This window comes from Caballeronia sp. HLA56 (assembly GCF_054655155.1).
Map to the genome: position 1 here is coordinate 1,216,231 of NZ_BAAHOB010000005.1, position 25,758 is coordinate 1,241,988.

The following is a 25,758-nucleotide window of genomic DNA, read 5'->3' on the forward strand; positions in this document are numbered from 1 at the left end:
CGGAAAATGCGGCAGAGTTACTGGCCGCGCGTCGTTGAAGATTATCATCGGACGAAGAAGGCACGTCATGGCGAGCGAATGGAAGCGGCGCATCATCGTGTTCGTGAAACGCTTCTGGCAACCGACGAGCGCGTGCATGACTTGCATGCCGGGAAGCTGGATGAACGTCATGAGCCTCGCGCACTGGACGCTGGCTTTCAAGACAGGGCTCGCCACGGGCATTCTCGCTGTGCTGATCACGTTCACGCCGGCGCGCAGGCTGTTTTTGAATCGATATGGCAATGCGCTCGTCGTTGGTGTTCTCACCATGATCGGCGACGCATATTCGCATGCGAATCACTACGGTGTTCCGTTTCTCGAACCTTTGATGACGGGGCTGACTTCCGGTGTGCTGGCGCTCGTCGGGTGGTATTTGTTCGAGGATCGCGGGCGGCGGATACGGGCGGTTTGGAAACATGTAGCCGGACCAAGAAATCGATGACCACTCGCCCGAACGCCGCCTTCACCGCCTTGCTCGCCGCCGCGTTATTCGGCGCGACCACCCCCATAGCCAAGGCGCTCCTGGGCACGCTCGCCCCCTTCATGGTTGCCGGATTGTTCTATCTCGGCAGCGGCATCGGGCTTGCCATCGTGTTGGTCGTGCGGCAGACGCTTTCCGCCACACGCGTCGAGCGTGGCGACATCCGCATCCCGCGAAACGAAACGCCGTGGCTCTTAGGCGCCATCGCGGCCGGCGGCGTTGCGGGCCCCGCGCTGCTCATGCTGGGACTCGCCGCCACGCCTGCCGCGACCAGTTCGCTGCTGTTGAATCTCGAAGGCGTGTTCACCGCCGTCATCGCGTGGGTCGTCTTTCGGGAAAACGTCGACCTTCAGGTGTTCCTCGGCATGGTCGCGATCGTCGCCGGAGGCGCGGTGCTTTCGTGGCAGCCGGGCGCGGGCGGCATGACGTCCGGTGCACTGTTGGTCGCGGGCGCGTGCTTTTGCTGGGCCATCGACAACAATCTGACGCGCAAGGTATCGACGAACGATGCCTTCGTCATCGCGTGCGTGAAAGGGCTCGTCGCGGGGACGGTCAATCTCGGCATCGCCTGCATGCTCGGCGCGCGGCTTCCCGATGCGTCGCATACGCTCATGGCCATGCTTACGGGATTTGCCGGATACGGTGTGAGCCTCGTTCTCTTCGTGGTCGCGCTGCGCAATCTGGGCACGGCGCGCACCGGCGCGTATTTTTCGGTTGCGCCGGTTTTCGGCGTCGCGCTCTCGCTGCTTCTATGGCCGGAATCGCCCTCGATGCTCTTCTGGTGCGCCGCCGCGCTAATGACGCTCGGCGTATGGCTGCATCTGCGGGAACGTCACGAACATGCCCACACGCACGAGCCGCTCGCGCATACGCACCGGCATCGACATGACGAGCATCATCGGCATGAACACGATTTCGAATGGGATGGCGTCGAGCCGCATGTGCATGAGCATCGGCATCTGCCGATCACGCACACCCATGCACATTTTCCGGATATTCATCATCGGCACCGTCATTGACGGCGCTCGAAGCGCCTAAACCAGCAAGCCCTTCTTCTCGATGAAGCCGATTACCGTATCCACGCCATCGAGCGCCTTGAGGTTGCACATCACGAACGGACGTTCACCGCGCATCTTCTTTGCGTCGCTTGCCATCACGTCGAGATTCGCGCCGACATAAGGCGCGAGATCCGTTTTATTGATGACGAGCAGATCCGACTTCGTGATGCCCGGTCCGCCTTTACGCGGGATCTTTTCGCCGCCCGCGACATCGATCACATAGATGGTCAGGTCCGACAGCTCGGGGCTGAAGGTCGCCGCGAGATTGTCGCCGCCCGATTCGATGAAGACGATGTCCGCATCCGGGAAGCGCGACACCATGCGATCGACGGCTTCGAGGTTGATCGACGCATCCTCGCGAATGGCCGTGTGTGGGCAACCGCCCGTCTCCACGCCCATGATGCGCTCGGCGGGCAGCGCGCCCGCAACGGTCAGGAGGCGCTGATCTTCCTTCGTGTAGATGTCATTGGTGATGGCGACGAGATCGTATTTCTCGCGCATCGCCTTGCAGAGCATTTCGAGCAGCGTGGTCTTGCCGGAGCCGACCGGCCCGCCCACGCCGACGCGCAACGGCGGCAGCTTCTTGGTTCGACGGGCGGCGGAAGAATAAGCAGGGGCGTTCATGGGCGTTGTTTGAAGTGCTTCGGTTTCTGCGATCAGGAGCGGAAAAGCCGCGAATATTGCGACTCGTGCCGCGCCGACAAAATGCCGAGTTGCGGCGCGAAAGTATTGACCTGGTTCGGCGATGTCGCCAGCGCGCGGCGCACGGCGTCGTCTATCGGCGCGCGTAACGCCACGATGATGCGCTGCCCCGCAAGTTGCCCGAGCGGCACGGCCTTGAGCGCCGCGGCCGCCTGATTCTCGACCCAACTGAACGCGTAGGCGGCGAGCATCGCGTCGGGCGCGGCATCGTGCGCGAAGGCGGCAAAGGCAAACGCCGTCGGTTGCGCAATCGGCTTGATCGCGGCAAGCGTGGCGCGGCGCGCGGCATCGCCCCATTCGAGCGATGCGCACAATTGCGCAAGCGACCAGCCCATTTGCTCGGTCTCGCGGCGCAACTCCGACGACTCGCGGCTCGCGATGTATTCGTCGTTCGCCGCGGTCAAGGCGGCTTCGTCGTGCGCGTGCCAGCGTTGCAGCTGATGCGCGAGAAACGGCAGTTCGCCGCGTGCGAGCACGTTGACGAGCCCGCTTGCAATCCAGTCGCGGGCACTGTCGGCATCGTGGATGAAACCGTGTTCGATGGCCGCTTCGAGTCCTTGCGAATAGCTGAACGCGCCGATAGGCAGCGCAGGCGACGCCAGATGCAGCAGCGCGGTGAGTTCAGCGGTTTGCATCAGTGATCGTGCTTGTGCTTGTGGTCGTGGCCATGATCATGCGAGTGATCGTGGCCGCATTGGGAGTGATCGTGATCATGGGCATCGTGAGCGTGCTTGTGCTCGTGTTCGTGGTCATGGTCATGGTCATGGTCGTGCGAATGCCCGTGATGCTCGCTATAAACCTTCTGCGCGAGCGCATAGTCCTCGCCGAAGGTTTCATCGTGGCCGTGCTTGTGCCCGCCGCCATAAGCGCCGGTCTCAGGCTGAAACGGCTGCGACTCATGCCCGACGATACAACCGAGACGCCTGAGCATGTCTTCGAGCACCGGATCGGCTTCGAGCTTCAAATACTCCGCGCCGACTTCGACCGGCGTATGCCGGTTGCCAAGGTGATAAGCCGCGCGTGTCAAGAGACGCACGCTCGGCGCCCGCACGATCAGCACGTCCTCCGGCGCGGCCACCACGCGCACGAAACCGCCATCGTCCGCGACGAGCATGTCGCCGTCCGCGAGCACGGTGCCGCGCGGCATCACGAGCGCGACTTCCTCGCCGTGGTCCAGCGTGGCGGCAAGGCGGCTCTTGCAGCGCGCATCGAAGGCGAGCGTGAGCGTGGGCGCGCGTTTGACGAGTACAGGTGCGAGCTTGGCGGTAAGGCGTTTATCGATAGTGCGCATGGCGTGCGTCAGAACAGGAAGTAGCGTTGCGCCATCGGCAGAACGGTGGCGGGGTCGCAAGTGAGCAGTTGTCCGTCGGCGATCACCTGATAGGTCTGCGGATCGACGCTGATGGACGGTTGCCATGCATTGTGAATCATGTCGGCCTTCGTCACATTGCGGCAGTTTTTCACGGCGACGACCTGCTTCTTCAAACCGTAGCGATCCGCAATGCGCGCTTCCGCCGCCATCTGCGAGACGAACGTCAGCGACGTCTTGCCGAGCGCGCCGCCGCGCGTGGCGAACATCTCGCGATAATGCACCGGCTGCGGCGTAGGAATCGATGCGTTCGGATCGCCCATCTGCGCCACCGCGATCATCCCGCCCTTGACGATCATCGCGGGCTTCACGCCGAAGAACGCCGGTTCCCAGAAGACGAGGTCGGCCCACTTGCCCGGCTCGATGGAGCCCACTTCATGCGCGATGCCATGTGTGATCGCCGGGTTGATCGTGTACTTCGCGACATAACGCTTCGCGCGGAAGTTGTCGTTGCGTCCGGTGTCCTCGGGCAGCGCGCCGCGTTGCACCTTCATCTTGTGCGCCGTCTGCCAGGTGCGAATGATCACTTCGCCGACACGGCCCATCGCTTGTGAATCCGACGAAAGCATGGAAAGCGCGCCCAGATCGTGGAGGATATCCTCGGCGGCAATGGTCTCGCGGCGAATGCGCGATTCGGCGAATGCAATGTCTTCCGCAATCGACGGGTCGAGGTGATGGCACACCATCAGCATGTCGAGATGCTCGTCGAGCGTGTTGATGGTGTAAGGGCGCGTGGGATTGGTGGAAGAGGGCAGCACGTTGGACTCGCCGCACACCTTGATGATGTCGGGTGCGTGACCGCCGCCCGCGCCTTCGGTGTGATACGTATGAATCGTGCGGCCCTTGAACGCAGCGACGGTGGTTTCGACGAAGCCGGCTTCGTTCAGCGTGTCCGTGTGGATGGCGACTTGCGTGTCGGTGTCGTCGGCGACGGAAAGGCAGTTGTCGATAGCCGCGGGCGTCGTGCCCCAGTCTTCGTGCAGCTTGAGGCCGATCGCGCCCGCCTTGATCTGTTCGACGAGCGGTTCCGCCAAGCTCGTGTTGCCCTTGCCGAGAAAGCCCAGGTTGACCGGCCAGCCATCGGCGGCTTGCAGCATGCGTTCGAGATGCCACGGGCCCGGCGTGCAGGTCGTGGCGTTGGTGCCGGTCGCGGGACCTGTGCCGCCGCCGAGCATGGTGGTCACGCCGCTTGCGAGCGCTTCGTCGATCTGCTGCGGGCTGATGAAGTGGATATGCGAGTCGATGCCGCCCGCGGTCACGATCATGCCTTCGCCCGCAATGACTTCGGTGGCCGCGCCGATCGCGATGTTCACGTTCGGCTGAATGCCGGGATTGCCCGCCTTGCCGATAGCGAAGACGCGTCCGCCCTTGATGCCGATGTCGGCTTTCACGATGCCCCAGTGATCGAGGATCAGCGCGTTGGTGACGACGGTATCGACCACTTCGGCGGATGGGCGCTGCGACTGGCCCATGCCGTCGCGAATGACCTTGCCGCCGCCGAACTTCACTTCCTCGCCGTACGTGGTGAAGTCGCGTTCGACTTCGATGATGAGGTCGGTGTCGGCGAGGCGCACACGGTCGCCGGTGGTCGGGCCGAACATTTCCGCGTAGGCGCGGCGGCCGATGCGTAACGTCATATCGTAGGTATCCTGGTCAGAGAGGGCCCATCACGAGGCCATTGAAGCCATAGACATGGCGATCGCCCGCGAGCGCGACGAGTTCGACGGTGCGCTCCTGTCCCGGTTCGAAGCGCACGGCGGTGCCGGCCGCGATGTTGAGACGAAAGCCGCGCGCCTTCTCCCGTTCGAACTTGAGTGCCGTGTTGACTTCGTAGAAGTGATAGTGCGAGCCGACCTGCACGGGGCGGTCGCCGTGATTCGCGACGGTGACCGTAACGGTTTCGCGGCCCACGTTGAGTTCGTGCTCGCCGTCGTCGATAAAGTATTCGCCGGGAATCATGTGCTTAGGGGATCGGATGGTGGACCGTAACCAGCTTCGTGCCATCGGGGAAGGTGGCTTCGATCTGGATGTCGGGGATCATTTCGGGCACGCCTTCCATGACGTCGTCACGGCTTAGCAGCGTGGTGCCGTAATGCATGACCTCGGCGACGGTCTGACCGTCGCGCGCCGCTTCCATGAGCGCCGCCGAAATGAAGGCGATGGCTTCCGGATAGTTCAGCTTGAGGCCGCGAGCGCGGCGGCGTTCGGCTAAGAGCGCCGCGGTGAAAATCAGCAGTTTGTCTTTTTCGCGAGGGGTGAGTTTCATCGGTCAGGGACGTTGACTTCGCTTGGGGGCGGGTGATCTATGCTAGCACTGGTTCAAGGGTGAAATGGGAAATCGAGCCCATGCATCGCGGCAAACGAGCCTCACTGAATGAACCTTTGCAGCTCCACCGTCGAAGGCCGCTCGAAAATCTCTTCGGGCGCGCCCGATTCCCAGACTCGCCCCTGATGCATGAAGACGACCTTGTCGGAAACCTTGCGCGCGAAGCGCATCTCATGCGTGACCATGATGAGCGTCATCCCGTCGCGAGCCAGGCTTTCGACGACCGCCAGCACTTCGCCGACGAGTTCGGGGTCGAGCGCCGAGGTGATTTCGTCGCACAGCAGCACGGTCGGCTTCATGGCAAGCGCGCGTGCAATGGCCACGCGCTGCTGCTGTCCTCCGGATAGCTGCTCGGGATAGGCGTCGAACTTGTCGCCGAGTCCCACGCGTTCGAGCACGCTATGGGCCGTGGCGCGCGCCTTCGCCTTGTGGATCTTTTTGACGACCGTCTGCGCGAGCATCACGTTTTGTCCCGCCGTCAGATGCGGAAAGAGGTTGTACTGCTGAAACACCATGCCGACTTTCAGACGCAACGCGCGGAGGTCGGCGCGGCGCGCATCGATATGTTCGCCATCGATCTCGATCGAACCTTCGTCGATACTTTCCAGTCCGTTCAAGGTCCGCAAGAGCGTGCTCTTGCCCGAGCCGCTTCGCCCGATGATGGCCACGACTTGCCCTTGCTCGACCGAAAAGTCGATGCCCTTCAGAACCTGATTCGAGCCGAACTGTTTTTGCAGATTGCGGGTTTCAACGAGCGGCATTCCATTTCCTTTCGAGCGTCCGCGCATAGCGCGTGAGCGGATAGCAAAGCACGAAGTAGATGATCGCAACGAGGCCGTACACGAGGAACGGCCGGAACGTCGCGTTCGAGATCATCGTGCCGGCTTTCGTGAGTTCGGTGAAGCCGATGATCGAAACGAGCGCCGTATCCTTCACCGCCTGCACCGCGAAGCCGACCGTCGGTCCAATGGCGATACGCAGCGCCTGCGGCAGGATCACATGACGCAATTGCTCGAAGTAGTTCATCGCCAGGCTGGACGACGCTTCCCACTGACCTTTCGGCACGGCTTCCACCGCGCCGCGCCAGATCTCCGCGAGATAGGCGCTCGTGAAGAACGTGAGACCCACGGTCGCCGCGAGCCACGGCGAGACTTCCACACCAATCAGCGGCAAGCCGAAGAACACGAGAAAAAGCTGCATCAGCAAGGGCGTGCCCTGGAAAATCTGGATGTAGCCCTTCACGATGGTGCGCAAAAACTCCGACTTCGACACGCGCATCACGAGCAGCGCGAAGCCGACGACACCGCCGAGCACGAACGAGACGATCGACAGCACGATAGTCCAGCGCGCGGCCAGCAACAGGTTCTCGACGATCTGAGCGAAAGTGAATTCGATCATCGCGCGGGACTCCGGCTGTTGACGAAAAAGCGCTTGCCTGCCGCGTTCAACGCCGCGCGCAGTATCAGCGCGAGCGCGAGATAAGCCGCCGTGATCAGGAAGCACGTCTCGAACGCGCGGAAGTTGCGCGACTGGATATAGCTCGCCGCGTAGGTCAAATCCGGCACGGAGATTTGCGACACCACCGCCGAGCCGAGCATGGTTATGACGATCTGACTCGTGAGCGCCGGGAACACCTTGGCGATCGCTTGCGGCAGCACGACGTGACGAAAGATCTCGCCGCGCGACATGGCAAGCGAAGCGGCCGCTTCGTGATGACCCTTCGGCACGGCGGCAATCCCCGACCGAATGATCTCGATGCTGTACGCGCCGAGATTGAGGGTCATCGCGAGAATCGCGGCGACGTATTCGCTCAAGTGGATGCCGAGCGCCGGCAAGCCGAAGAACACGAAGAACAGTTGCACGATGAACGGCGTGTTGCGGATGGCTTCGACATAGCCGCCGACGGATGCGCGCAACCACGCCCGCGTGCTGTTGCGACCGGCCGCGCCGAGCACGCCGACGGTTACGCCGAGCACCGTCGAGACGGCCGTGAGCGCAAGCGTCGTCGCCGCGCCGCTCGCGAACATGCCCGCATAGTTCGTGAGATCGCCGAATTGGAGTTCATAGGCCATCGCTTGGGCAGTCCTCGATCAGAGGCTTGCGGGCAGCGGCTGGCCGAACCATTTCTTCGACATCGCGCCGAGCGTGCCGTCCTTCTTCGCCTGGGCGATGGCGTCGTTGACCTTCGCGAGCAGCTTCGGCTCGTTCTTGTTCAGGCCGACGAAGCACGGCGAGTCCTTGATGACGAACTTCGGTTCCGGACGGCGCGGCGGATTCTTCGCGATGATCGCGGCAGCCACGATGTTGCCCGCGGCGATCAACTGCACTTGACCCGAGAGGAATGCGGAGATGGTGGCGTTGTTGTCCTCGAAGCGCTTGATGGTGGCGTTGGGCGCCATCTGCGAGAGCGCGATTTCTTCCAGCGCGCCGCGCGTGGCGCCGACGGTCTTGCCGGTGAGATCGGCGGGACCGGTCACCTTGATGTCGGCGGGGCCGAACACGCCCTGGTAGTACGGCGCATAAGGCGCGGAAAAATCGAGGACCTTCTCGCGCTCCGGCGTCTTGCCGAGCGACGAGATCACGAGATCGACCTTGTTGGTGGTGAGATAAGGGATGCGGTTCGCGCTGTTCACCGGCACGAGTTCGAGCTTCACGTTCAACGCCTTGGCGAGCAGCGCGGCGGTATCGACGTCGTAGCCTTGCGGCTTCATGTCGGCACCCACGAAACCGAAAGGCGGATAGTCCTCGGGCACCGCGACGCGCAGCGTGCCGCTCTTCGCGATGTTGTCGAGTGCATCGGCATGTGCGGCGAGCGGTGTCAGTGCGAGGAGCGGGGCGGCGAGAAGCGCGGCGAGCGCCGTGCGGCGGCGGGCGAGAGCAAGCTTGATGTGCATCGAAGATCCTTCGTTCTTGAACCGACCGCGTTGGAGAGCGCGGCTTCTGAAGGATGTCTCAAGCGAAAGTCATGCCATTACGGCCCAAGGCTTGTGGGCAGGAGGATCCGGCGTGGCGGCTGTATGCGCTTGCACAATTACGGGGCGCGCGGGTGCCTGTTCTTGGTGCGCAAAGTTCGGGCGGCAGCACTGTCTTATTGAACGACATGCGAATTCCTTTCCGCTGCCATGCCATCCAGGTGAAAGTCGCGCGAAATGACTCATGCGGCTGGATCGTAAACTCGGACCGGTCCGCTTGCTGAAAATGTGAATTTACGTCGTGCCGACGCCTCGATGCACTAATCGTAAGTACCTGTCTGGCAAAATGAGCCACCCGTCGAACGTGCCGACCCGCGCTTGAAGCTTCGCCTGTCATGGCCGCAAAGCGCCTCGTTCAATGTATCGCCACAGGCCGAATGCCGGCCATGTGTCCGCTCAACGAAGCCTCATGTTTGACCTCTATGTCTGCCGATAAAAAACGCCTGGAGTCGCTGCACGACTCTAGCGTCGTATCCTTCCCGCACACTTCCGCCTCGCTCTTTCCCGATACGCCAAACCCGTTGCGCAGGTTGATCGTCGGTGGTGTCGTCGCTTCATTGACCCTGGTTCCCGCGGTCACGTTAATGCGTCCCGTCTTTGCCGCGGGCGCAAGCTCGGGTGCGGACGCCGCGACCACTCGTGCATTCGCCGATGTCTCGCGCTATCTGATCGGCGAGCGCTCGCTCGACCCGGCGCAGACATCTCGACTCCTGCAAGCGCTGCTCGACGACGATGCCGGCTTCGGCGCCGCGTGCCAGCAACTGGCGGCGTATCTCACGGCAAACAAGCCCGACCCGCTGCATCTGCAAGCGGACCTGGACGCGGCCAAGGCTTCTTATGCCTCCTTGCCGCGTCGTATCGTGACGGCCTGGTATGTCGGCGTGGTCGGCGATGGCGAACGTGCGCGCGCCATCACCTACACGACCAGCCTGATGAACCGCGTCGTCGAAGACCGCCTGCGTCCGCCGAGTTATGCCTACGGCGGTTATGGCGCTTGGCGAGTCGATCCCCGCACGGTGAGCCTGCCGCCGCTCGTGGCTCCCGCTGCCGCGCGCGTATAGCCAGCAGAACCCGCACTGCCGGTTTTCCGGCACTAAACACACTCCAAACGTTTCCCATCCATGCCCCGGCCCGCAGCGCACGCGCGCCGGCACTTTTCATTGCCTCGAACATGTCCTCTCAAACCAACGTGCCGAACAGCGCCGATGTCGTCGTGATCGGTTCGGGGATCATCGGTTCGCTTGCCGCGCAAAAAATGGCGCAGCACGGCGCATCCGTCTTGATTCTCGAGTCGGGTCCACGCATCACGCGCGAACAGATCGTGGCGGGCTTTCGCAACTCGCCTCGCAAGAACGACTTCATGTCGCCGTATCCGTTCTTGTCGTGGTCGCCGCATCCGGTCTACAAGCCGACCAAGAACAACTACATCGTGCAGAACGGTCCGTATCCGTACGAGCCGGAATATATCCGCGCCGTTGGCGGCACGACGTGGCACTGGGCGGCGCAGGCTTGGCGCGTCCTGCCCAACGACATGCGTCTGAAGACGCTGTATGGCGTGGGCCGCGACTGGCCGATTGCCTACGAAGACCTGGAGCCGTTCTATTTCGAAGCGGAAGTGAAGATGGGCGTCTCCGGCGCACCCGACAACGGTTCGCCGCGCAGCAAGCCGTTCCCGATGCAACCCGTGACCGAATCGTATCTGGAGCAGCGCTTTCGCGAGCGGCTTGCACCGGCGGGCATCGCGGTCATCACGAACACGACTGCACGCAACAGCCGCACATACGATGGCCGGCCAGCCTGCTGCGGCAACAACAACTGCATGCCGATTTGCCCGATCGATGCGCAATACCACGGTGGCCTTGCAGCCGATGCCGCCGAAGCCTCGGGCGTGAAGCTGCTGCCGAACGCGGTGGTCTACAAGATCGAGCACGATGCCAGCGGCAAGATCGTCGCCGTGCATTACTACACGCCCGAGAAGGCATCGGTTCGAGTGACGGCGAAGACCTTCATTCTGGCGGCGAACGGCGTTGAAAGTCCGCGCCTCTTGCTGATGTCGGCAAGCGACAAGTTCAAGAATGGTCTCGCGAACAGTTCGGGCACCTTGGGCCAGAACCTGATGGATCATCCGAGCAACTCGTTGACCTTCGACGCGCAAGACGAGGTCTGGGCCGGTCGCGGGCCGATGAGCCCGTCGTCGATCCAGTTGATGCGCGATGGCGCGTTCCGCAGTGAACACGCGGCGTTTCGCGTCGACATCGGCAATTCGTCGCAGGTGTTGTCCATTACGCAGGACCTGATTGGCAAGGGTGTCTATGGTCCGGAACTCGAGAAGCAATTGCGCGAGCGCGCGGCGCATCAGGTCAGCCTGAAGAACGTGCTCGAAATCTTGCCCGACCGGCGCAACAGGATCTATCTCAGCGACCAGAAAGACGCGCTCGGGCTGCCGCGTCCGGCGGTCGAATATCGCATGAGCGATTACGTCGAGAAGGGCATGCAGGCGTCGAAAGCCTTCTACCTGAAGGTCGCCGACCTCATGGGCGGCACCAACCTGCGTCACAGTCCCGATGGCGTCTACAGCAACAATCAGCACATCACCGGCACGCTCTCGATGGGCGCGGACCCGGCAGATTCCGTGTGCGATGCCTGGGGCCGCACGCACGATCACGAAAACCTCTTCCTCGCGAGTACCGGCGTCATGCCGACTGCCGCCACCGTCAACTCGACGCTCACGGGTGCCGCGCTCGCGCTGCGCACTGTCGATCACATCGTGAAGGAAGCGCGATGAAGCACGAACACATCATGTCGCGAACAAGCGCAGTCGAACGCCATGCGTTCGTCATCGGAAGTTTCATCAAGCGTGCAATGGCGGCTGGCGTGGCTGTCGCCTCGCTTGCCATCGGGTGGATGCCGGCGAGCGCTCACGCGGAAGCCGCCGTCGATGAATCCGCGTTGATTCAGCGTGGCGAGTATCTCGCGCGCGCGGGCGATTGCGTGGCCTGCCACACGGCGACCGGCGGCAAGCCGTTCGCGGGCGGACTGGCGATTGCCTCTCCCATGGGCACCATCTGGTCGACCAACATCACGGCATCGAAGACGCACGGTATCGGTTCCTACACCGAGGCGCAGTTCGCCGATGCCCTGCGCGCCGGCAAGCGTGCCGACGGCGCACAGCTTTATCCGGCGATGCCGTACACCTCGTTCGCGAAGCTCACCGATCCCGACGTACACGCGCTTTACACGTACTTCATGAAGGCCGTGCCCGCTGTGGATAGCGCCGTGCCGCACACCGATCTGCCGTTCCCGTTCAGCATTCGGGCATCGCTCATTCCGTGGAATCTGCTCTTCGTCGACAAGGATCGCTTCAAGCCCGACCCGCAAAAGAGCGTGGAGTGGAATCGCGGCGCTTATCTCGTCGAAGGCCTTGCGCATTGCAGCGTCTGTCATACGCCACGCAATCTGCTGATGGCGGAGCAGACCTCGCGTGGCTTGGCGGGCGGTGCGGTCGGCGCGTGGTACGCGCCCAATATCACGTCCGACACGACGAGCGGTATCGGCGGATGGAGCGAGCAGGATATCGTCGCGTACCTGAAAACGGGCGTCGTGCGGGGCAAGGCGCAGGCAGCCGGCCCGATGGCGGAGGCCGTGAATCACAGCCTGCAGTATCTGACCGATGCGGACCTCGGAGCGATCGCCACGTACCTGAAGACGGTTCCCGCCGTCCACGACGACGCCGATACGCTCGCGCTCGACGTGTCGTCCGGCCTTATCGAAGATCCCGATGCTGTGCGTCAGACGCCGTGGCCCGCCGACCCCGAACGGTTGAACGGCCCGCAACTCTACGATTCGAATTGCGCGAGTTGCCATCAGGCGAGCGGTCAAGGTACGGCCGATGGCGCGCTGCCGCCGTTGTCGCGTAACTCGGTCTTTCGCAACGGCCAGCCGAACAATGTCGTGATGTCGATTCTGCAGGGCGTGTCGCATCCGGAGTCCGCAAACCGCGCGTCTGATAGCGTCGACATGCCCGCCTTTGCAGACCGGCTGTCCGATACGCAGATCGCCACGTTATCGAGCTATCTGATGCAGCAGTTCGGGCGCCAGAATGTGCAGGTGACGGCGCAGGATGTGGCGACGTTGCGTGCCGGTGGTCCGGTCTCGCCCATGGCGAGCGCTGCGCGTATCGGGCTTGGCGTATTGATTCTCGCCGCGCTGTTTGCCGTCGTGCTCTTCGTAAGAGCTCGGCGTCGAGTGCGCTAAGCCAGTGTTTCAACGAAGCGGCCGCTTGCGTCCTCACGTCGTCCAGAGCCGCAACGGCTGCGCCTTCACGCCATGCACGAGAGGCCGCAGCCGCAACCAGCATTCGGTCATCGCGCGTTGCAGTGGCTCCATCGAGTGGCTGATGGCGCGCACGATCAACACGCCAGGCGTAATGCACGATGCAGCCGCGCGCAACGTATCGTCGAAGGGCAGTTCGGCGGTGAGGGCTTCGGCGAGCGCATCGTCGCAAGCCGGGCCTATCGCCCATAGCGTGCCGTAAGCGGGAAAGCGCGCGAGTCCTTGCGCCGCATCGCAAAGAGGATCGGTCGCATCGAGCAGGCTGCGTTCGAACCAGAGCGGCTTGCCATCGGCATGCGCAATGCGCGATACCGCTTCGATATGTCCATGCGTCCAGCGCTCGCCCGCCGCCGCGCGGCCGAGCAGCATTGCGTCCCAGCCAATGGCGCTCGCGCCTTCGCCGAGCGTCAGACTGAAGTCGAGCTCCACGTTCGACGATTCGAACACGATGTTGTTCTGCGGCAGCCAGTCGAGCTTCGCATGCGCGGCGAGCGCGATATCTATACGCTGCGTCGCGAGCTTGCCGTTGGCCTTGTACCACTTGGTCGAACCGGGCGTCGTGACGACGGCATGCGTGTCTTCGCCGAGCTTCACGTCGATGGAGAGCCGGTCGCCGCCCGCGACGCCGCCCGGCGGATGCACGATCACCGCGTGGCAGATGCCGTCTTCCGGATAGAGCGGACGTTGCAGCCTGAGCGGCCCTTCGTGTTTGCGATGCGAAAAGACCGTGCGCCCATGCTTCTGCTCGAAACCGAGTTCGAGCCGGCCGCGCCAGACGTTTGGATCGGCGTCGATTTGCGCGGCAGCGAGCGCCGCGTGCGATTCATGATGCATGAGCGAGCAGTGACTAGTGAACTGAGCAGACGAGGTGAGCCGCCATGTTAAGCCGAAAATTCAGACGGCGATCAACTCTCGCACACCTTGTTCATCCATCTCGGAGCCCGCGCCGCCCGCGATGATCTCGCCGCGGCTCATCACCCAGTAGCGGTCGGCGAGTTCGCGCGCGAAGTCGTAGTACTGTTCGACGAGCAAGACCGTCATGCCCATTTCATCGACGAGTTGGCGCAGCGTCCTGCCGATGTCGCGAATGATGGACGGCTGGATGCCTTCGGTCGGTTCGTCGAGAATCAGCAGCTGCGGTTCGCTCATCAGCGCGCGGCCGATAGCCAGTTGCTGTTGTTGACCGCCCGAAAGGTCGCCGCCGCGCCGGTTTTTCATGTCCTTCAGCACCGGAAAGAGCTGATAGATGTGATCGGGAATCTTCGATGGCGACTTGCGGCTCGCCGCGCCGACCAGCAGGTTCTCTTCCACGGTGAGGCGGCCGAAGATGTCCCGGCCTTGCGGAACATAGGCGAGGCCATTCGTCACGCGCGCATGCGTGGGCATCGACGAAATCTTCTTGTCGCGCCAGGTGATGATGCCGCTGCGCGTCGGCACGACGCCCATCAAACAGCGCAGGAGCGTCGTCTTGCCGACGCCGTTGCGGCCGAGCAGCACCGTCAGCTTGCCATCGGGGACGGTCATCTTCACATCGCGAAGAATGTGGCTGCCGCCGTAGTACTGATTCAGGGATTCGACTTCTAGCATGGGTGTCTTAGCTTCGCTCTGGTGATCTGTGCGGGCGGTGAGATCAGCGTCCGAGGTAGGACTCGATCACCGCTTCATCGCGCTGAACGTCTTCCAGCGTGCCCTCGGCGAGCACGCTGCCTTCGGCCATGACCGTGACCTTGCCATCGGCGCCCGCGAGCGCGGCGACGAACTCCATGTCGTGTTCGACGACCATCATCGAACAGGAGCCGCGCAGTTTGTTGAGCAGCTCGGCAAGTTCCATGGTCTCGTGATCGGTCATGCCGGCAGCGGGTTCGTCGAGCAGCAAGAGGGCAGGCTGCTGCATCAGCAACATGCCGATCTCGAGCCGCTGCTTTTGCCCGTGCGACAACTCGCCCGCGAGCCGCGTGGCCTGATGATGAAGGCGAATCAGCTCCAGTGTCTCTTCTATACGTGCCTGCGCCGCGCGGTCGAGCCGCGAACGCAGCGACGCGAACCAGCGCTTGTCCGTTTTCATCGCGAGTTCGAGGTTCTCCCACACGGGATGATTCTCGAACACCGTGGGCTTTTGAAACTTTCGGCCGATTCCAGTACGCGCGATCACCGGCTCCGACATGCGCGTGAGGTCGAGAGTCTGTCCGAGAAAGACCTTGCCCGTATCGGGACGCGTCTTGCCGGTGACGACATCCATCATCGTGGTCTTGCCCGCGCCGTTCGGGCCGATGACGCAGCGCAGTTCGCCCACGTCGATCGACAAGGTCAGTTTGTTGAGCGCCCGAAAACCGTCGAAGCTCTTGGTCACGTCTTCGAGGTAGAGAATGGTGCCGTGCGATACGTCGATCTCGCCGGGCGCGAGCACATGGCCGAGCCCGGTGATGCCGTTCATGTTGCGTTCGTTCGATTCCTCCGATTGCGGCAACGGCGGCAGATCGACGATCAGTGCGTTATGTGCGGTCATTCTGCGGCGTCTCCTGCGTGAGCCTTCTTGCGGCGCGCCATGTCGATGAGTCCCATGATGCCGTTCGGCAGAAGCAGCGGCACGAGCGTGAAGATGAGGCCGAGGAAGAACAGCCAGTATTCCGCGAAATAAGCGGTGAAGAAGCTCTTCGCGCCATTCACGGCGAACGCGCCGATGATCGGGCCGATGAGCGTTCCGCGTCCGCCTACCGCAACCCAGATCGCCATTTCAATGGAGTTGGCGGGCGACATCTCGCTCGGATTGATGATGCCGACTTGCGGCACATAGAGCGCGCCGGCAATGCCGCACAGCACCGCCGACACGGTCCAGATGAAGAGCTTGTATGCGAGCGGGCTGTAGCCCAGGAACATGAGACGCGTCTCGCCGTCGCGCACGCCGGTCACCACACGTCCGAGCTTCGAGGTGACGATCCAGCGCGCCGCGAGAAACGCGAGCACCAGCACCGCGAACGTGATCAGAAAGAGGCCGGTGCGTGTGCCCGGATGCGTGATCGGAAAGCCCGCGATGCGCTTGAAATCGGTGAAGCCGTTATTGCCGCCGAAGCCCGTTTCATTGCGGTAGAAAAGCAGCATCGCGGCGAAGGTCATGGCTTGCGTGATGATCGACAGATACACGCCCTTCACGCGCGAACGGAACGTGAAGAAGCCGAACACCCACGCGAGCACGCCCGGCACGAGCACGACGAGCAAAAGCGCATACCAGAGATGCTCCGTGCCTTCCCAAAACCACGGCAGCTTGTGCCAGTCGAGAAACACCATGAAGTCGGGCAGGTCGCTCTGATACGTGCCTTCGCGACCGATCGAGCGCATCAGGTACATGCCCATTGCGTAGCCGCCGAGCGCGAAGAACAGCGCGTGACCCAGGCTCAGAATTCCGCAGTAGCCCCACACGAGATCGAGCGCGAGCGCGCCGATGGCATAGCACATCAGCTTGCCGATGAGCGTCATCGCATACGCGGACAGATGGAACGTGCTCGTTTCCGGCAGCACGAGCGCGGAGACCGGCACGACGATGCCCATCGCGATGATGAGCGCGATTAGCGCGATCCAGCCGTTGCGCGGCAAGAGCGCGGCGCGCGGCGGCAGGCCGAGCGCGAAGCCCGCGCGGGCGGCGTTCTCGTCGGGTTGCGGCGCGACGTCGAGATTGGCCGAGAGATTGGTCGAGGCAGTCATGGGATCAGGCCTCCGCGCTGCGGCCCTTCAGGGCGAACATGCCTTGAGGACGCTTCTGAATGAACAGCACGATCAGCACGAGCACCGCGATCTTCGCGAGCACCGCGCCCCAGAACGGCTCGATCGCCTTGTTGACGAGACCGAGTCCGAAGCCGCCGATCACCGTGCCTGCAAGCTGACCGACGCCGCCGAGCACCACGGCCATGAAGGAATCGATGATGTAGCTCTGCCCGAGATCCGGTCCGACGTTGCCGATCTGCGAAAGCGCGCAGCCGCCGAGTCCCGCGATGCCCGCGCCGAACGCGAACGCATACGAATCGACACGCGAAGTCTTCACGCCGACGCACGCTGCCATGCGGCGGTTCTGCGTGACCGCGCGCACGAAAAGCCCGAGCCGCGTGCGCGTGAGCACGCCCCATGCAATCGCCACGACGGCGAGCGAGAAGGCGAGAATGGTGAGCCGGTTATACGGCAGGATCAGATTCGGCATGACGGCAATCCCGCCGCTCATCCACGAAGGATTGGTCACCTGCACGTTCTGCGCACCGAAGAGCGTGCGCGTCGCCTGAATGAGGATGAGGCTGATACCGAAGGTCGTCAGCAGCGTTTCGAGCGGACGTCCATAGAGATGCTTCAATACGAGGCGCTCCAGCACGATGCCGACGAGCGCCGCCGCGGCAAACGACGCGGGTACGGCAAAGAGCGGATACCAGTTGAACGCGGCAGGCGCGTAATGCTGCACGAGGTTCTGCACGACATATGTCGCGTAGGCGCCGATCATCAAAAACTCGCCGTGCGCCATGTTGATGACGCCGATCAGACCGTACGTGATGGCAAGACCGAGCGCCGCGAGCAACAGCACGCTGCCGAGCGAAAGGCCCGCGAACAGCGTGCCGAAGATTTCGCCGCGATGCTGAATCGAATCGAGGTCTTCGATGCCCGCTTGCGCCGCGGCCCGCACGCGGTCGTCGGGTTCGTTGAAGGTGCCGTCCGCTTTCTTCGCGACGAGCGGACGCAGCAATTCGTACATGTCGAGATCGTGCCGCGCGGCGACGAGCTTGACCGCGTCCAGTCGCTTGACGACGTCGGCGTCGTGCAGGGCGGTCATCGCCCAGAGCGTGTCGAGACGCTTCTTGAGCTCGGGATCGGTTTCGCCGGCGCGTGCGCGGTCGATCAGCGGCTTCATCGACGGATCGGGATTCTTCAGGAGCGCGGCCACTGCATCGCGACGCTTGGCGATATCCGGCGAAGCGAGCTGCAAGCCCGACAATGCGCCGTTCACTTTCGTGCGCAGGATGTTGTTAAGCGTGATCGCCTGCGCGTCGGGCGCTTCGACGACCTTGCCGGTAAGCGGGTCCTTGTTGCCGTCGTCGGTCTGCAGATAAACGTGGCCATTGTCGGTGGCGACGAGCGAGCCGTCCGCGAGCGCGGAGAGCACGGCGACCGAAGGCGCATCCGCGTTGGCGATCAGCTTGTCGATGGCCGCGGACTTCGCCTCGAAGTCGTCGGCGGCGAGCGGCGCGAGATCGTCGCTGGTGAGCGCATGCGCGGAGAACGGCGCGAGCGCGATGAAAAGCGCAAGCAGCATACGCGGGAAGAGGCGGGCGAACGAACCGGTCATGGTGGCCTTTCTGATGGTGACTGGCCGCGCGCGATGACACGCGCGGCCCTTTCCTCGACTCGATACGTCAGGCCGTGCGCGTGCGCGCGCGGCGCAGGAACGAGGGAATCGAGCTGACCACGTCCGGCTTGCCCTGATTGCCGGCGATATACGGACTCCACGGCTGCGCGCGGATGGCGGTCTTCGTCTTCCACACGACGTTGAACTGACCGTCGCCGCGAATTTCACCGATCATCACGGGCTTGTGCAGATGGTGGTTGCCATCCATCGTCAAGGTGAAGCCCGAGGGCGCGGCGAAGCTCTGGCCGATCATCGCGACGCGCACCTTGTCCACATCGGCGCTCTTTGCTTTCTCGACCGCCTGCTTCCACATGTGGATGCCGACGAAGGTCGCTTCCATCGGATCGTTGGTCACGCGCTTGTCGCCGCCCGGCAGATTCTGCGCCTTGGCGTACGCGAAGAACTCCTTCTCGAACTTCGTGTTGTTCGGGTTCTTTACCGACATGAAGTAGTTCCATGCGGCGAGGTGGCCGACGAGCGGCTTCGTATCGATACCGCGCAATTCTTCTTCACCGACCGAGAACGCGACCACGGGCACGTCCGTCGCCTTCAGGCCTTGATTGCCGAGTTCCTTGTAGAACGGTACGTTCGAGTCGCCGTTGATCGTAGAGACGACAGTTGTCTTTCCCCCTTGGGAAAAGGTCTTGATGTTCGCGACGATGGTTTGATAGTCGCTATGTCCGAACGGTGTGTAGACCTCTTGAATGTCCTCATCCTTGACTCCTTTCGAATGAAGGAAGGCGCGCAGGATCTTGTTGGTCGTGCGCGGATACACATAGTCCGTGCCGAGCAGGAAGAAGCGCTTGGCACTGCCGCCTTCCGCGCCCATCAGATATTCGACGGCGGGAATCGCTTGCTGGTTCGGCGCCGCGCCCGTGTAGAACACGTTGCGCGACATCTCTTCGCCTTCGTACTGCACGGGGTAGAAGAGCAGGCCGTTGAGTTCCTCGAAGACCGGCAGCACCGACTTGCGCGACACGGACGTCCAGCAGCCGAACACGACGGCGACCTTGTCCTGCGTCAGAAGCTGACGGGCTTTTTCGGCGAAGAGCGGCCAGTTGGACGCCGGGTCCACGACCACCGGTTCGAGCTGGCGGCCGTTCACACCGCCGCTCTTGTTGATATCGGCAATGGTCATGAGCGCCGTGTCTTTGAGCGACGTCTCGGAGATGGCCATGGTGCCCGACAGCGAATGCAGGATGCCGACTTTGATCGGACCCGTATCGGCGGCTTGCGCCTTGGTGATCGGAAGCTGACCCGCGAGGGCGAGCGCGCCCGACATGGAGCCGAACTTCAGCAGACTGCGTCGTTTCATTTGTGTGTTCCCCTTGCCGATGTGTATTTGCTTGACGTGGTGTGAGCGTCGACGCCCGCTACCAGCAAGGGGGTTCTGCAAGTGCTATGCCAATCGGGGGCTTTTGACCGATGGCTATGGGTTTGCGGAGTTTTCGGGAAGGAATTACAGCGTGACGGAGGCGTCTAGCGCGATTGCTTTTGGTGCATGGTGGCGAGGTGTGCGTCGTCGTGGTGCGCGGGTGCTTTATACAAGGAGCGACTCTGTCCTAAGCAGTTTGAGGATTATCTGAATGTCCGCGGAAAAGCGATTCCGCCCTGCGTTTCGTTCCGGTTTTCCGCAACAATTCGGCACTACCGTAATCAGCAGGTAGCCTTGCCGAGTCCACCAATGATCATTAGCCCCCCTTTACTTCCCGCCGAAGGCCTGATCACGCCCATAGAAAAATGGAAGACCGATCCAATGATGGATAAGGTCGATGACTTCGAGTTATCGCATAGTGGTGTTTTCCCAATCGCATTCGATCGACGCTGGCATTGCGGCATGCATCTGGTGCCTTTCGCGGGCGATGGTCAACTCGAACCGGTGCGGGCGATCGCAGATGGAGAAGTCGTTGCTTATCGCGTCGCTTTGAAGGCCGTCTCGGATGGCCAAACAAATTCCGACGGCAGCCTTGCGCTCAACAGCAACATCGGCTTCGTGCTGCTCAAACACGTGACCGAAACAGGCGAAGGCCGCACCATCACCTTCTATTCGCTTTACATGCACTTGCTTGACGTCATTAGCACCAATGCGCTTGCATCGCAGCCAAATAATCCGATGCCTGAGAGTTCCCCCGGTGCGCTCGCCGCTTGGCTGCTCAGGGAGACAGAAGGCGTGCAAGCGGGCGGTGGAAAGAAGGTTTATAGGAAGGATCGCCTGGGTTTTGTCGGCCAAAGTCAGGGTGAGAAGCATCTGCACTTTGAGATCTTCATGACCGAGGCGGATTTCACCGCGTGGTTCGATCAGGTGGGGCATAAGGTTGCGTTGGGTGATGCACAGCCAAACACGCCAGCGTCGAAGGACTATTGGGGGCACACATACTTTGTTATTCCAAAGGGCTCCACGTTCATGAGCACGCCGCCGGGCCAAGGAAACCTGAAAACGAAAGGTCGCACACCCAAGCTGCTTTTCCCCGCACTGAACGCAGGCGCTTTGGATGCCAACAGCACGCTTTACGTCGAGACGTACTTTAGCCGGGGCGAGCGTTTCATGCGTGCGTGGATTGACAAGGGCGATCGAAAGCTTGTTTCGCTGACTCCGGAACCTGTGCAGGATGAATTCGCGGAGTATGAATATGACCTTTACGAGCGCGCAACCACGCTATACGAAGCGTGCCCAAGCGAAGGCTATGAGTTGCTCCGTTTCGGCCGCATCCTGAGCACGGATACACCGACCTTGCCCGCCGGCAATCGAGCTACTTGGGTCGAGGTACCGTTTGCTCAAGGTACGACGGGCTATATCGACGTGAATTTGGCCAGCATTCAAAAGCTGTCGGATGCAGACTTCCCTTTCTTCATGGGCTGGCAGAAGATCGAGGAGGGCAATACGCCGTTCAATCGAGAGGGGTTTTGTGGCTATGACGAGCTTTGCACAATTGCGGGTGTGACCGATACACGCCTAGCGTTACATGACCAAACGCCAACGGAGTTCGACCATGACCAGCGACTGGCGGCTTATGTGCGTGGCGAGGCGGAAGTGCGAGTCAAGCTCAAGGGCTTTATTTGTCACGCTAAAAGCGAATGGGATACGAGCAACAATGAGGAACGCTTCCGTGCGCTGAATGAACCGAATGGATTCTTTGGTAAGCGCAAGGAGACCGATCCGCGTGGCTACGAAAACTTCCTCAGCTTCGTCAAGCAGTTTCAGTTTATGAAGCAGACGCCGCTAGGCGAGGCGAATAAGCTTTGGTTTTTTCATCCGACGGCGTTTATTCGACACTTTAGGAAGTGTGCGTGGTTGAGTGAAAAAGAGTTCAAGCAGCTAGTACCATCTTTTACGGTCCGAAAACACGGCGGGCAAACATTGTGGGAGCTAGTCCCAGGCACTTTCACTAGCGGAAATATCTTCAAGAACCAGCGAGTCGTTTTAAATCGCATGATGTGCACCTACGGCATCAACACGCCGTTACGTATGGCAAGTTTTTTTGGCAACGCTATTCAAGAATCTCAATGGTTGCAACTGCTGGAAGAGGGCTCTCCTACAACTCAAAGATATTACCCTTGGTTTGGGCGCGGCTTCCTACAGCTGACATGGGCAAGCAACTACCTCGACTATTGGGATTTTCACGGGCGAGCATCACAAATCCCGTCAGCTGTACGTGTACAACTTCTAACTGCGCAGCAAGCGGCAGATCGTTCACGGAGCAACGATGTTTGGCAAGCCACTGAGACTGCTCTTACACCTGACATGCATAAGTGGCGGGCAAACATCTCGCTTCCGGATCAGTCGGATGCCGCGTTGAGCGCAGGCTTTTACTGGGTGAAGCTGCGGATGGCCAGGTATGCCGATGAGCCGCATGTACTGGAGCGAGTAGGGCTTACCGCAAATCGACGTGCGCATAGTTACTACCGCAGCGCTAGTTTTTGGAAAGCATCGGCATCGGTGAACTTGCCAGGGGCAATCGATAGTCTCTATTCGATACGGCTTAACGGATTTGAGGCGCGCTGTATGGCTTACAACGTGGCTCTCGCAGTCTTATCCGAAGTGAAATTCCCGATCGCGCCGGGTCAGGCGGCAGACGCGCCAGATTACGATATTCTGCGAAGAGGCCAAAGATGAATAAAAAATTATGTCTGCTATGTGGCTCTAAAGCTTGCCAGTTAATCGCAAAAGGCTTGGCCGTCTGTTTCATTGCTCTCGGGCTGCACAGCGCTTCATCCGCAAAGTCTGAACCAAACGAGCGAAAGGAATTACTTGTTAGCAGCGGTAACCATCATTGTTCCATTGGATTCAAAGATCCTTACGGAGGATGGATATCCGGCAACAGCTATGCGGTAGACGACTTGCCGTACAAAAAAACCGGCATCGGGAGTCTTGCAATTACCTTCGTTTGTCTAAGTTCGTCCGATGCGGGCTCAATTCGCGACTACACCTTGGCTCGATATGACGCACAGAAAGGACGTTGGTTCACGGATTTATCGGGGGTGTCTGCACGCGACAAGAAGGTGTTGGTTCCGGCTGTGCAGTGGCTTTCGGTAAAGGCTGTTGGGAGTTCCGGTTTAGTAGTGCTTCAGCGCATGATCGTCGGTGATCCGCAAAATCGAAGTGTCTCATTAGGGTTCTGTTTGCTTCGCGCAGCCGTGGCCCTGTGCGGCAGTGCACCCGTCGTGGCGGTACCCCGCTTTAGCAAGACCGGAGTAATACCGGAGGCGTTGAAGATTATCGAGTCGATCGAGTTCCTCGACACGCCCGGCAAGACTCCTGCATAGGAGCTTATAAAGCGCGCGAGTGCGATGCATCATCGCGGCGACGTACCGCCTGCGCCATTATAGGAGGGCCGCCTCGTTTCCACGGCGGCTCTCCTTCGATTCACCGATTGACGATTCGCGCAGGCACGCTCAGCACGAGCAGTGCGCCCACGATCAGACAGCCGGCCAGCATATACATGCCGCTTGCGTTCGATGCCGTGGCTTGCTTGAGCCATCCCACGAGATACGGGCTCAGAAAGCCCGCGAGATTGCCGAGCGAATTGATCATCGCGATGCCGGCGGCCGCGCCCGTGCCCGCGAGGAACGCAGTCGGCAGACTCCAGAACAACGGCAAGGTCGTGAGAATGCCCATGGTCGCAAGCGTGAGTCCGAGCATGGCAAGCGGCGTGTTCGCCGACCACACGACCGAGAGCACCAGCCCCAATGCGCCGATGAACGCCGGAATGGCGATATGCCAGCGCCGCTCGCCGCGCTTGTCCGCGCTGCGCGCGACCAGCAGCATGCCGATCACCGCCGCGCCGTAGGGAATCGCGGAGAGGAGGCCGACCGTGAGCGCATCGGAGACGCCGGTGGCCTTGATGATCGTCGGCAGCCAGAAGCTCACGCCATAAAGACCCATCACGAAGGAAAAGTAGATCAGGCTCATCAGCCAGACTTTCGGGCTCGACAGAATCTTGCCGATGGGCATGTCCTCTTTCGCGACGTTATCGGCGGCGATATTGCGTTCGAGCAACGCTCGCTCGTCGGCCGTGAGCCACTTCGCTTTCGAGATGCGGTCGTCGAGTTCGAAGAACACGACGAGTCCGACGACGATCGACGGAATGCCTTCCAGCAATAGCAGCCACTGCCAGCCATGCCAGTCGTTCGTGCCATCGAAACGCTTCATGATCCAGCCCGACACCGGCCCGCCGATCAACCCCGACAACGCGATCGCCGTCATGAACAGCGTCGTCATGCGCCCGCGCCGTTGCGCCGGAAACCAGTACGTCAAATAAAGAATGATGCCGGGAAAGAAGCCCGCTTCGGCCACGCCCAGCAGAAAGCGCATGACGTAGAACATGGTCGGCGTGGTGATGAACATGGTGAGCGCGGAAATGACGCCCCACGAGATCATGATCCGCGCGATCCACACGCGCGCGCCGACGCGATGAAGAATCACGTTGCTCGGTATCTCGAAGATGAAATAGCCGAAAAAGAAAATGCCCGCGCCGAAGCCATAGACGGCATCGGAGAGGTTCAAATCGGCGGCCATCTGCAGCTTGGCGAAGCCGACGTTCACGCGGTCCAGATACGCGACCACATAACAAATGAGCAGAAGCGGCGAGAGCCGCCATGCGACCTTCTTGTAGGTTGCCTCCTCGAATGCGGAAGGCGTGCCCGTGGCGGGGCTTTGCACTGAATCGGCGGTGCGGGCCATGTCGTCTCCTCTTTCTCTTAAGCGTTCGGGTTCGTTCGATGATTACAGACGCGTAAGGATTCTAGCTGCCAGGCGGCAAGCCGAGGCGAGGGTTTCGAATCGGGGAAAACACGGATGAACGTGTGGCGTGCAACGTCCGGCGATCATCCCGCCAAGGCAAGCGAAAGGGCGCGCAGGCGCGTTTGGCTATAATGCCCGGGTTGCACTTCGCTGCATCCACGCCGCCTCGCGCGACCGCGCGAATGCGCCGAAACGCGGCCACCGCGCCGAAAAGAATGCCTCGCGCGCGCGGCGCTGACAGATTTCCGAACTCAACTTCATCAGAGAGCGCTCATGAGCTTCAACAACGTACCTTCCGGCAAGGATCTTCCGCAGGACTTCAACGTCATCATCGAGATTCCCGCACAGAGCGATCCGGTGAAATACGAAGCGGACAAGGACATGGGCCTGCTCGTCGTCGACCGTTTCATCGGCACCGGCATGCGCTATCCGGCGAATTACGGCTTTATCCCGCAGACGCTGTCGGGCGACGGCGACCCGGTCGACGTGCTGGTCATCACGCCCTTCCCGCTGCTCGCAGGCTCGGTGGTTCGCTCGCGCGCGCTCGGCATGCTGAAGATGACCGACGAATCCGGCGTCGATGCGAAGCTGATCGCCGTTGCACACGACAAGATCTGCCCGATGACGGCAAATCTCAAGTCGATCGACGACGTGCCCGAGTACCTCAAAGACCAGATCAAGCATTTCTTCGAGCAATACAAGGCGCTGGAGAAGGGCAAGTGGGTGAAGGTCGAGGGCTGGGACGGCATCGAAGCCGCGCACAAGGAAATCTCGGAAGGCGCGGCTAACTTCAAGAAGTAAGCCTGGCTTTCGCGCGTCGCGTTGCGTAGACGCGATGCGAGTGGTCCGCACGGCCGC

25 protein-coding genes are annotated in these 25,758 nt (G+C 61.4%); 8 read left to right on the forward strand and 17 right to left on the reverse strand.

The genetic code is table 11. From position 1 onward, the window contains the following. The first annotated feature begins 67 nt into the window (after positions 1-67). Together ACYQ47_RS25250 and ACYQ47_RS25255 are read left to right on the forward strand one after the other, a co-directional pair. Positions 68-481, forward strand: coding sequence for a hypothetical protein (locus ACYQ47_RS25250; RefSeq protein ID WP_244826006.1), 414 nt, complete (start codon positions 68-70; stop codon positions 479-481). Further along, positions 478-1,539 carry a DMT family transporter gene (locus ACYQ47_RS25255; protein ID WP_459907468.1) on the forward strand — a complete coding sequence of 354 codons (1,062 nt, stop codon included), beginning with the start codon at positions 478-480 and terminating at the stop codon, positions 1,537-1,539. The genes ACYQ47_RS25250 and ACYQ47_RS25255 overlap by 4 nt, the downstream gene beginning before the upstream one ends. Positions 1,540-1,554: 15 nt before the next feature. Here the strand turns inward: ACYQ47_RS25255 and ureG are convergent, their stop codons facing one another. The 10 genes from ureG to ACYQ47_RS25305 form a co-directional block, all read right to left on the reverse strand. Continuing rightward, positions 1,555-2,202: an urease accessory protein UreG gene (gene ureG, locus ACYQ47_RS25260; protein ID WP_244826002.1), complete on the reverse strand. Its 648-nt coding sequence runs from the start codon at positions 2,200-2,202 to the stop codon at positions 1,555-1,557. Between the two features lie 32 nt (positions 2,203-2,234). Continuing rightward, positions 2,235-2,915 carry an urease accessory protein UreF gene (locus tag ACYQ47_RS25265; RefSeq protein WP_250465363.1) on the reverse strand — a complete coding sequence of 227 codons (681 nt, stop codon included), beginning with the start codon at positions 2,913-2,915 and terminating at the stop codon, positions 2,235-2,237. Continuing rightward, complete coding sequence (gene ureE, locus ACYQ47_RS25270; RefSeq protein WP_459907471.1) at positions 2,915-3,571, reverse strand: urease accessory protein UreE; 657 nt, start codon at positions 3,569-3,571, stop codon at positions 2,915-2,917. The genes ACYQ47_RS25265 and ureE overlap by 1 nt, the downstream gene beginning before the upstream one ends. A gap of 8 nt (positions 3,572-3,579) precedes the next feature. Beyond that, positions 3,580-5,286 carry an urease subunit alpha gene (ureC, locus tag ACYQ47_RS25275; RefSeq protein ID WP_459907473.1) on the reverse strand — a complete coding sequence of 569 codons (1,707 nt, stop codon included), beginning with the start codon at positions 5,284-5,286 and terminating at the stop codon, positions 3,580-3,582. Positions 5,287-5,302: 16 nt separating this feature from the next. Then, the gene (locus ACYQ47_RS25280) at positions 5,303-5,608 is read right to left on the reverse strand and encodes an urease subunit beta (RefSeq protein ID WP_250509380.1); all 306 of its coding nucleotides are present in this window, start codon (positions 5,606-5,608) and stop codon (positions 5,303-5,305) included. A gap of 4 nt (positions 5,609-5,612) precedes the next feature. Then, positions 5,613-5,915: an urease subunit gamma gene (gene ureA / locus ACYQ47_RS25285; RefSeq protein ID WP_244825992.1), complete on the reverse strand. Its 303-nt coding sequence runs from the start codon at positions 5,913-5,915 to the stop codon at positions 5,613-5,615. A 101-nt stretch (positions 5,916-6,016) separates the two neighbouring features. After that, entirely contained in the window at positions 6,017-6,736 is a 720-nt protein-coding gene (locus tag ACYQ47_RS25290) for an amino acid ABC transporter ATP-binding protein (protein WP_244825991.1), read from the reverse strand. Next, the gene (locus ACYQ47_RS25295) at positions 6,723-7,373 is read right to left on the reverse strand and encodes an amino acid ABC transporter permease (protein ID WP_244825990.1); all 651 of its coding nucleotides are present in this window, start codon (positions 7,371-7,373) and stop codon (positions 6,723-6,725) included. The genes ACYQ47_RS25290 and ACYQ47_RS25295 overlap by 14 nt, the downstream gene beginning before the upstream one ends. Next, a complete protein-coding gene (locus ACYQ47_RS25300; RefSeq protein WP_244825988.1) occupies positions 7,370-8,047 on the reverse strand; it encodes an amino acid ABC transporter permease in 678 nt (225 codons plus the stop codon). The genes ACYQ47_RS25295 and ACYQ47_RS25300 overlap by 4 nt, the downstream gene beginning before the upstream one ends. An 18-nt stretch (positions 8,048-8,065) precedes the next feature. Then, positions 8,066-8,869, reverse strand: coding sequence for a transporter substrate-binding domain-containing protein (locus ACYQ47_RS25305; protein WP_250509379.1), 804 nt, complete (start codon positions 8,867-8,869; stop codon positions 8,066-8,068). A gap of 500 nt (positions 8,870-9,369) precedes the next feature. On the opposite strand from ACYQ47_RS25305, the gene ACYQ47_RS25310 reads away from it, so the two are divergent. The 3 genes from ACYQ47_RS25310 (at position 9,370) to ACYQ47_RS25320 (ending at position 13,201) form a co-directional block, all read left to right on the forward strand. Next, entirely contained in the window at positions 9,370-10,008 is a 639-nt protein-coding gene (locus tag ACYQ47_RS25310; protein ID WP_459909312.1) for a sugar dehydrogenase complex small subunit, read from the forward strand. A gap of 110 nt (positions 10,009-10,118) precedes the next feature. Next, positions 10,119-11,732, forward strand: a complete 1,614-nt coding sequence (locus ACYQ47_RS25315; RefSeq protein WP_459907477.1) for a GMC family oxidoreductase — start codon at positions 10,119-10,121, stop codon at positions 11,730-11,732. Continuing rightward, positions 11,729-13,201: a c-type cytochrome gene (locus ACYQ47_RS25320; protein WP_459907479.1), complete on the forward strand. Its 1,473-nt coding sequence runs from the start codon at positions 11,729-11,731 to the stop codon at positions 13,199-13,201. The genes ACYQ47_RS25315 and ACYQ47_RS25320 overlap by 4 nt, the downstream gene beginning before the upstream one ends. Before the next feature lie 33 nt (positions 13,202-13,234). Here the strand turns inward: ACYQ47_RS25320 and ACYQ47_RS25325 are convergent, their stop codons facing one another. The 6 genes from ACYQ47_RS25325 to urtA form a co-directional block, all read right to left on the reverse strand. Continuing rightward, the gene (locus ACYQ47_RS25325; protein ID WP_459907481.1) at positions 13,235-14,113 is read right to left on the reverse strand and encodes an urease accessory protein UreD; all 879 of its coding nucleotides are present in this window, start codon (positions 14,111-14,113) and stop codon (positions 13,235-13,237) included. A 60-nt stretch (positions 14,114-14,173) separates the two neighbouring features. Then, positions 14,174-14,866: an urea ABC transporter ATP-binding subunit UrtE gene (urtE, locus tag ACYQ47_RS25330; RefSeq protein WP_244825977.1), complete on the reverse strand. Its 693-nt coding sequence runs from the start codon at positions 14,864-14,866 to the stop codon at positions 14,174-14,176. Between the two features lie 43 nt (positions 14,867-14,909). Next, entirely contained in the window at positions 14,910-15,713 is an 804-nt protein-coding gene (gene urtD / locus ACYQ47_RS25335) for an urea ABC transporter ATP-binding protein UrtD (RefSeq protein ID WP_244828098.1), read from the reverse strand. Between the two features lie 68 nt (positions 15,714-15,781). After that, positions 15,782-16,978, reverse strand: coding sequence for an urea ABC transporter permease subunit UrtC (urtC, locus tag ACYQ47_RS25340; protein ID WP_250465351.1), 1,197 nt, complete (start codon positions 16,976-16,978; stop codon positions 15,782-15,784). Between the two features lie 4 nt (positions 16,979-16,982). Then, a complete protein-coding gene (gene urtB / locus ACYQ47_RS25345) occupies positions 16,983-18,599 on the reverse strand; it encodes an urea ABC transporter permease subunit UrtB (RefSeq protein ID WP_250465349.1) in 1,617 nt (538 codons plus the stop codon). 67 nt (positions 18,600-18,666) lie between these two features. Beyond that, a complete protein-coding gene (gene urtA / locus ACYQ47_RS25350; protein ID WP_244825971.1) occupies positions 18,667-19,974 on the reverse strand; it encodes an urea ABC transporter substrate-binding protein in 1,308 nt (435 codons plus the stop codon). Positions 19,975-20,343: 369 nt separating this feature from the next. Here urtA and ACYQ47_RS25355 point away from each other — a divergent pair, with 369 nt between their 5' ends. Then, complete coding sequence (locus ACYQ47_RS25355; protein ID WP_459907485.1) at positions 20,344-22,773, forward strand: hypothetical protein; 2,430 nt, start codon at positions 20,344-20,346, stop codon at positions 22,771-22,773. Further along, positions 22,770-23,423, forward strand: coding sequence for a hypothetical protein (locus ACYQ47_RS25360; protein ID WP_459907487.1), 654 nt, complete (start codon positions 22,770-22,772; stop codon positions 23,421-23,423). The genes ACYQ47_RS25355 and ACYQ47_RS25360 overlap by 4 nt, the downstream gene beginning before the upstream one ends. Positions 23,424-23,523: 100 nt before the next feature. On the opposite strand, the gene ACYQ47_RS25365 is transcribed toward ACYQ47_RS25360, so the two are convergent. Beyond that, complete coding sequence (locus ACYQ47_RS25365; protein ID WP_459907489.1) at positions 23,524-24,840, reverse strand: MFS transporter; 1,317 nt, start codon at positions 24,838-24,840, stop codon at positions 23,524-23,526. Positions 24,841-25,173: 333 nt separating this feature from the next. Between ACYQ47_RS25365 and ppa the strand changes: the two genes are divergently transcribed. Further along, complete coding sequence (ppa, locus tag ACYQ47_RS25370; protein WP_244825962.1) at positions 25,174-25,701, forward strand: inorganic diphosphatase; 528 nt, start codon at positions 25,174-25,176, stop codon at positions 25,699-25,701. Positions 25,702-25,758 lie beyond the last annotated feature (57 nt).

Coding starts and splice junctions, on each gene's coding strand:
- ACYQ47_RS25305 (WP_250509379.1), bottom strand. CDS start 8,869: ATGCACATCAAGCTTGCTCTCGCCCGCCGCCGCACGGCGCTCGCCGCG.
- ACYQ47_RS25265 (WP_250465363.1), bottom strand. CDS start 2,915: ATGCAAACCGCTGAACTCACCGCGCTGCTGCATCTGGCGTCGCCTGCG.
- ACYQ47_RS25300 (WP_244825988.1), bottom strand. CDS start 8,047: ATGGCCTATGAACTCCAATTCGGCGATCTCACGAACTATGCGGGCATG.
- ACYQ47_RS25250 (WP_244826006.1), top strand. CDS start 68: ATGGCGAGCGAATGGAAGCGGCGCATCATCGTGTTCGTGAAACGCTTC.
- urtE (WP_244825977.1), bottom strand. CDS start 14,866: ATGCTAGAAGTCGAATCCCTGAATCAGTACTACGGCGGCAGCCACATT.
- ureC (WP_459907473.1), bottom strand. CDS start 5,286: ATGACGTTACGCATCGGCCGCCGCGCCTACGCGGAAATGTTCGGCCCG.
- urtC (WP_250465351.1), bottom strand. CDS start 16,978: ATGACTGCCTCGACCAATCTCTCGGCCAATCTCGACGTCGCGCCGCAA.
- urtB (WP_250465349.1), bottom strand. CDS start 18,599: ATGACCGGTTCGTTCGCCCGCCTCTTCCCGCGTATGCTGCTTGCGCTT.
- ACYQ47_RS25310 (WP_459909312.1), top strand. CDS start 9,370: ATGTCTGCCGATAAAAAACGCCTGGAGTCGCTGCACGACTCTAGCGTC.
- ACYQ47_RS25295 (WP_244825990.1), bottom strand. CDS start 7,373: ATGATCGAATTCACTTTCGCTCAGATCGTCGAGAACCTGTTGCTGGCC.
- ppa (WP_244825962.1), top strand. CDS start 25,174: ATGAGCTTCAACAACGTACCTTCCGGCAAGGATCTTCCGCAGGACTTC.
- ACYQ47_RS25360 (WP_459907487.1), top strand. CDS start 22,770: ATGAATAAAAAATTATGTCTGCTATGTGGCTCTAAAGCTTGCCAGTTA.
- ACYQ47_RS25280 (WP_250509380.1), bottom strand. CDS start 5,608: ATGATTCCCGGCGAATACTTTATCGACGACGGCGAGCACGAACTCAAC.
- ACYQ47_RS25290 (WP_244825991.1), bottom strand. CDS start 6,736: ATGCCGCTCGTTGAAACCCGCAATCTGCAAAAACAGTTCGGCTCGAAT.
- urtD (WP_244828098.1), bottom strand. CDS start 15,713: ATGAACGGCATCACCGGGCTCGGCCATGTGCTCGCGCCCGGCGAGATC.
- ACYQ47_RS25315 (WP_459907477.1), top strand. CDS start 10,119: ATGTCCTCTCAAACCAACGTGCCGAACAGCGCCGATGTCGTCGTGATC.
- ACYQ47_RS25320 (WP_459907479.1), top strand. CDS start 11,729: ATGAAGCACGAACACATCATGTCGCGAACAAGCGCAGTCGAACGCCAT.
- ACYQ47_RS25325 (WP_459907481.1), bottom strand. CDS start 14,113: ATGCATCATGAATCGCACGCGGCGCTCGCTGCCGCGCAAATCGACGCC.
- ACYQ47_RS25365 (WP_459907489.1), bottom strand. CDS start 24,840: ATGGCCCGCACCGCCGATTCAGTGCAAAGCCCCGCCACGGGCACGCCT.
- ACYQ47_RS25355 (WP_459907485.1), top strand. CDS start 20,344: ATGATCATTAGCCCCCCTTTACTTCCCGCCGAAGGCCTGATCACGCCC.
- ureA (WP_244825992.1), bottom strand. CDS start 5,915: ATGAAACTCACCCCTCGCGAAAAAGACAAACTGCTGATTTTCACCGCG.
- urtA (WP_244825971.1), bottom strand. CDS start 19,974: ATGAAACGACGCAGTCTGCTGAAGTTCGGCTCCATGTCGGGCGCGCTC.
- ACYQ47_RS25255 (WP_459907468.1), top strand. CDS start 478: ATGACCACTCGCCCGAACGCCGCCTTCACCGCCTTGCTCGCCGCCGCG.
- ureE (WP_459907471.1), bottom strand. CDS start 3,571: ATGCGCACTATCGATAAACGCCTTACCGCCAAGCTCGCACCTGTACTC.
- ureG (WP_244826002.1), bottom strand. CDS start 2,202: ATGAACGCCCCTGCTTATTCTTCCGCCGCCCGTCGAACCAAGAAGCTG.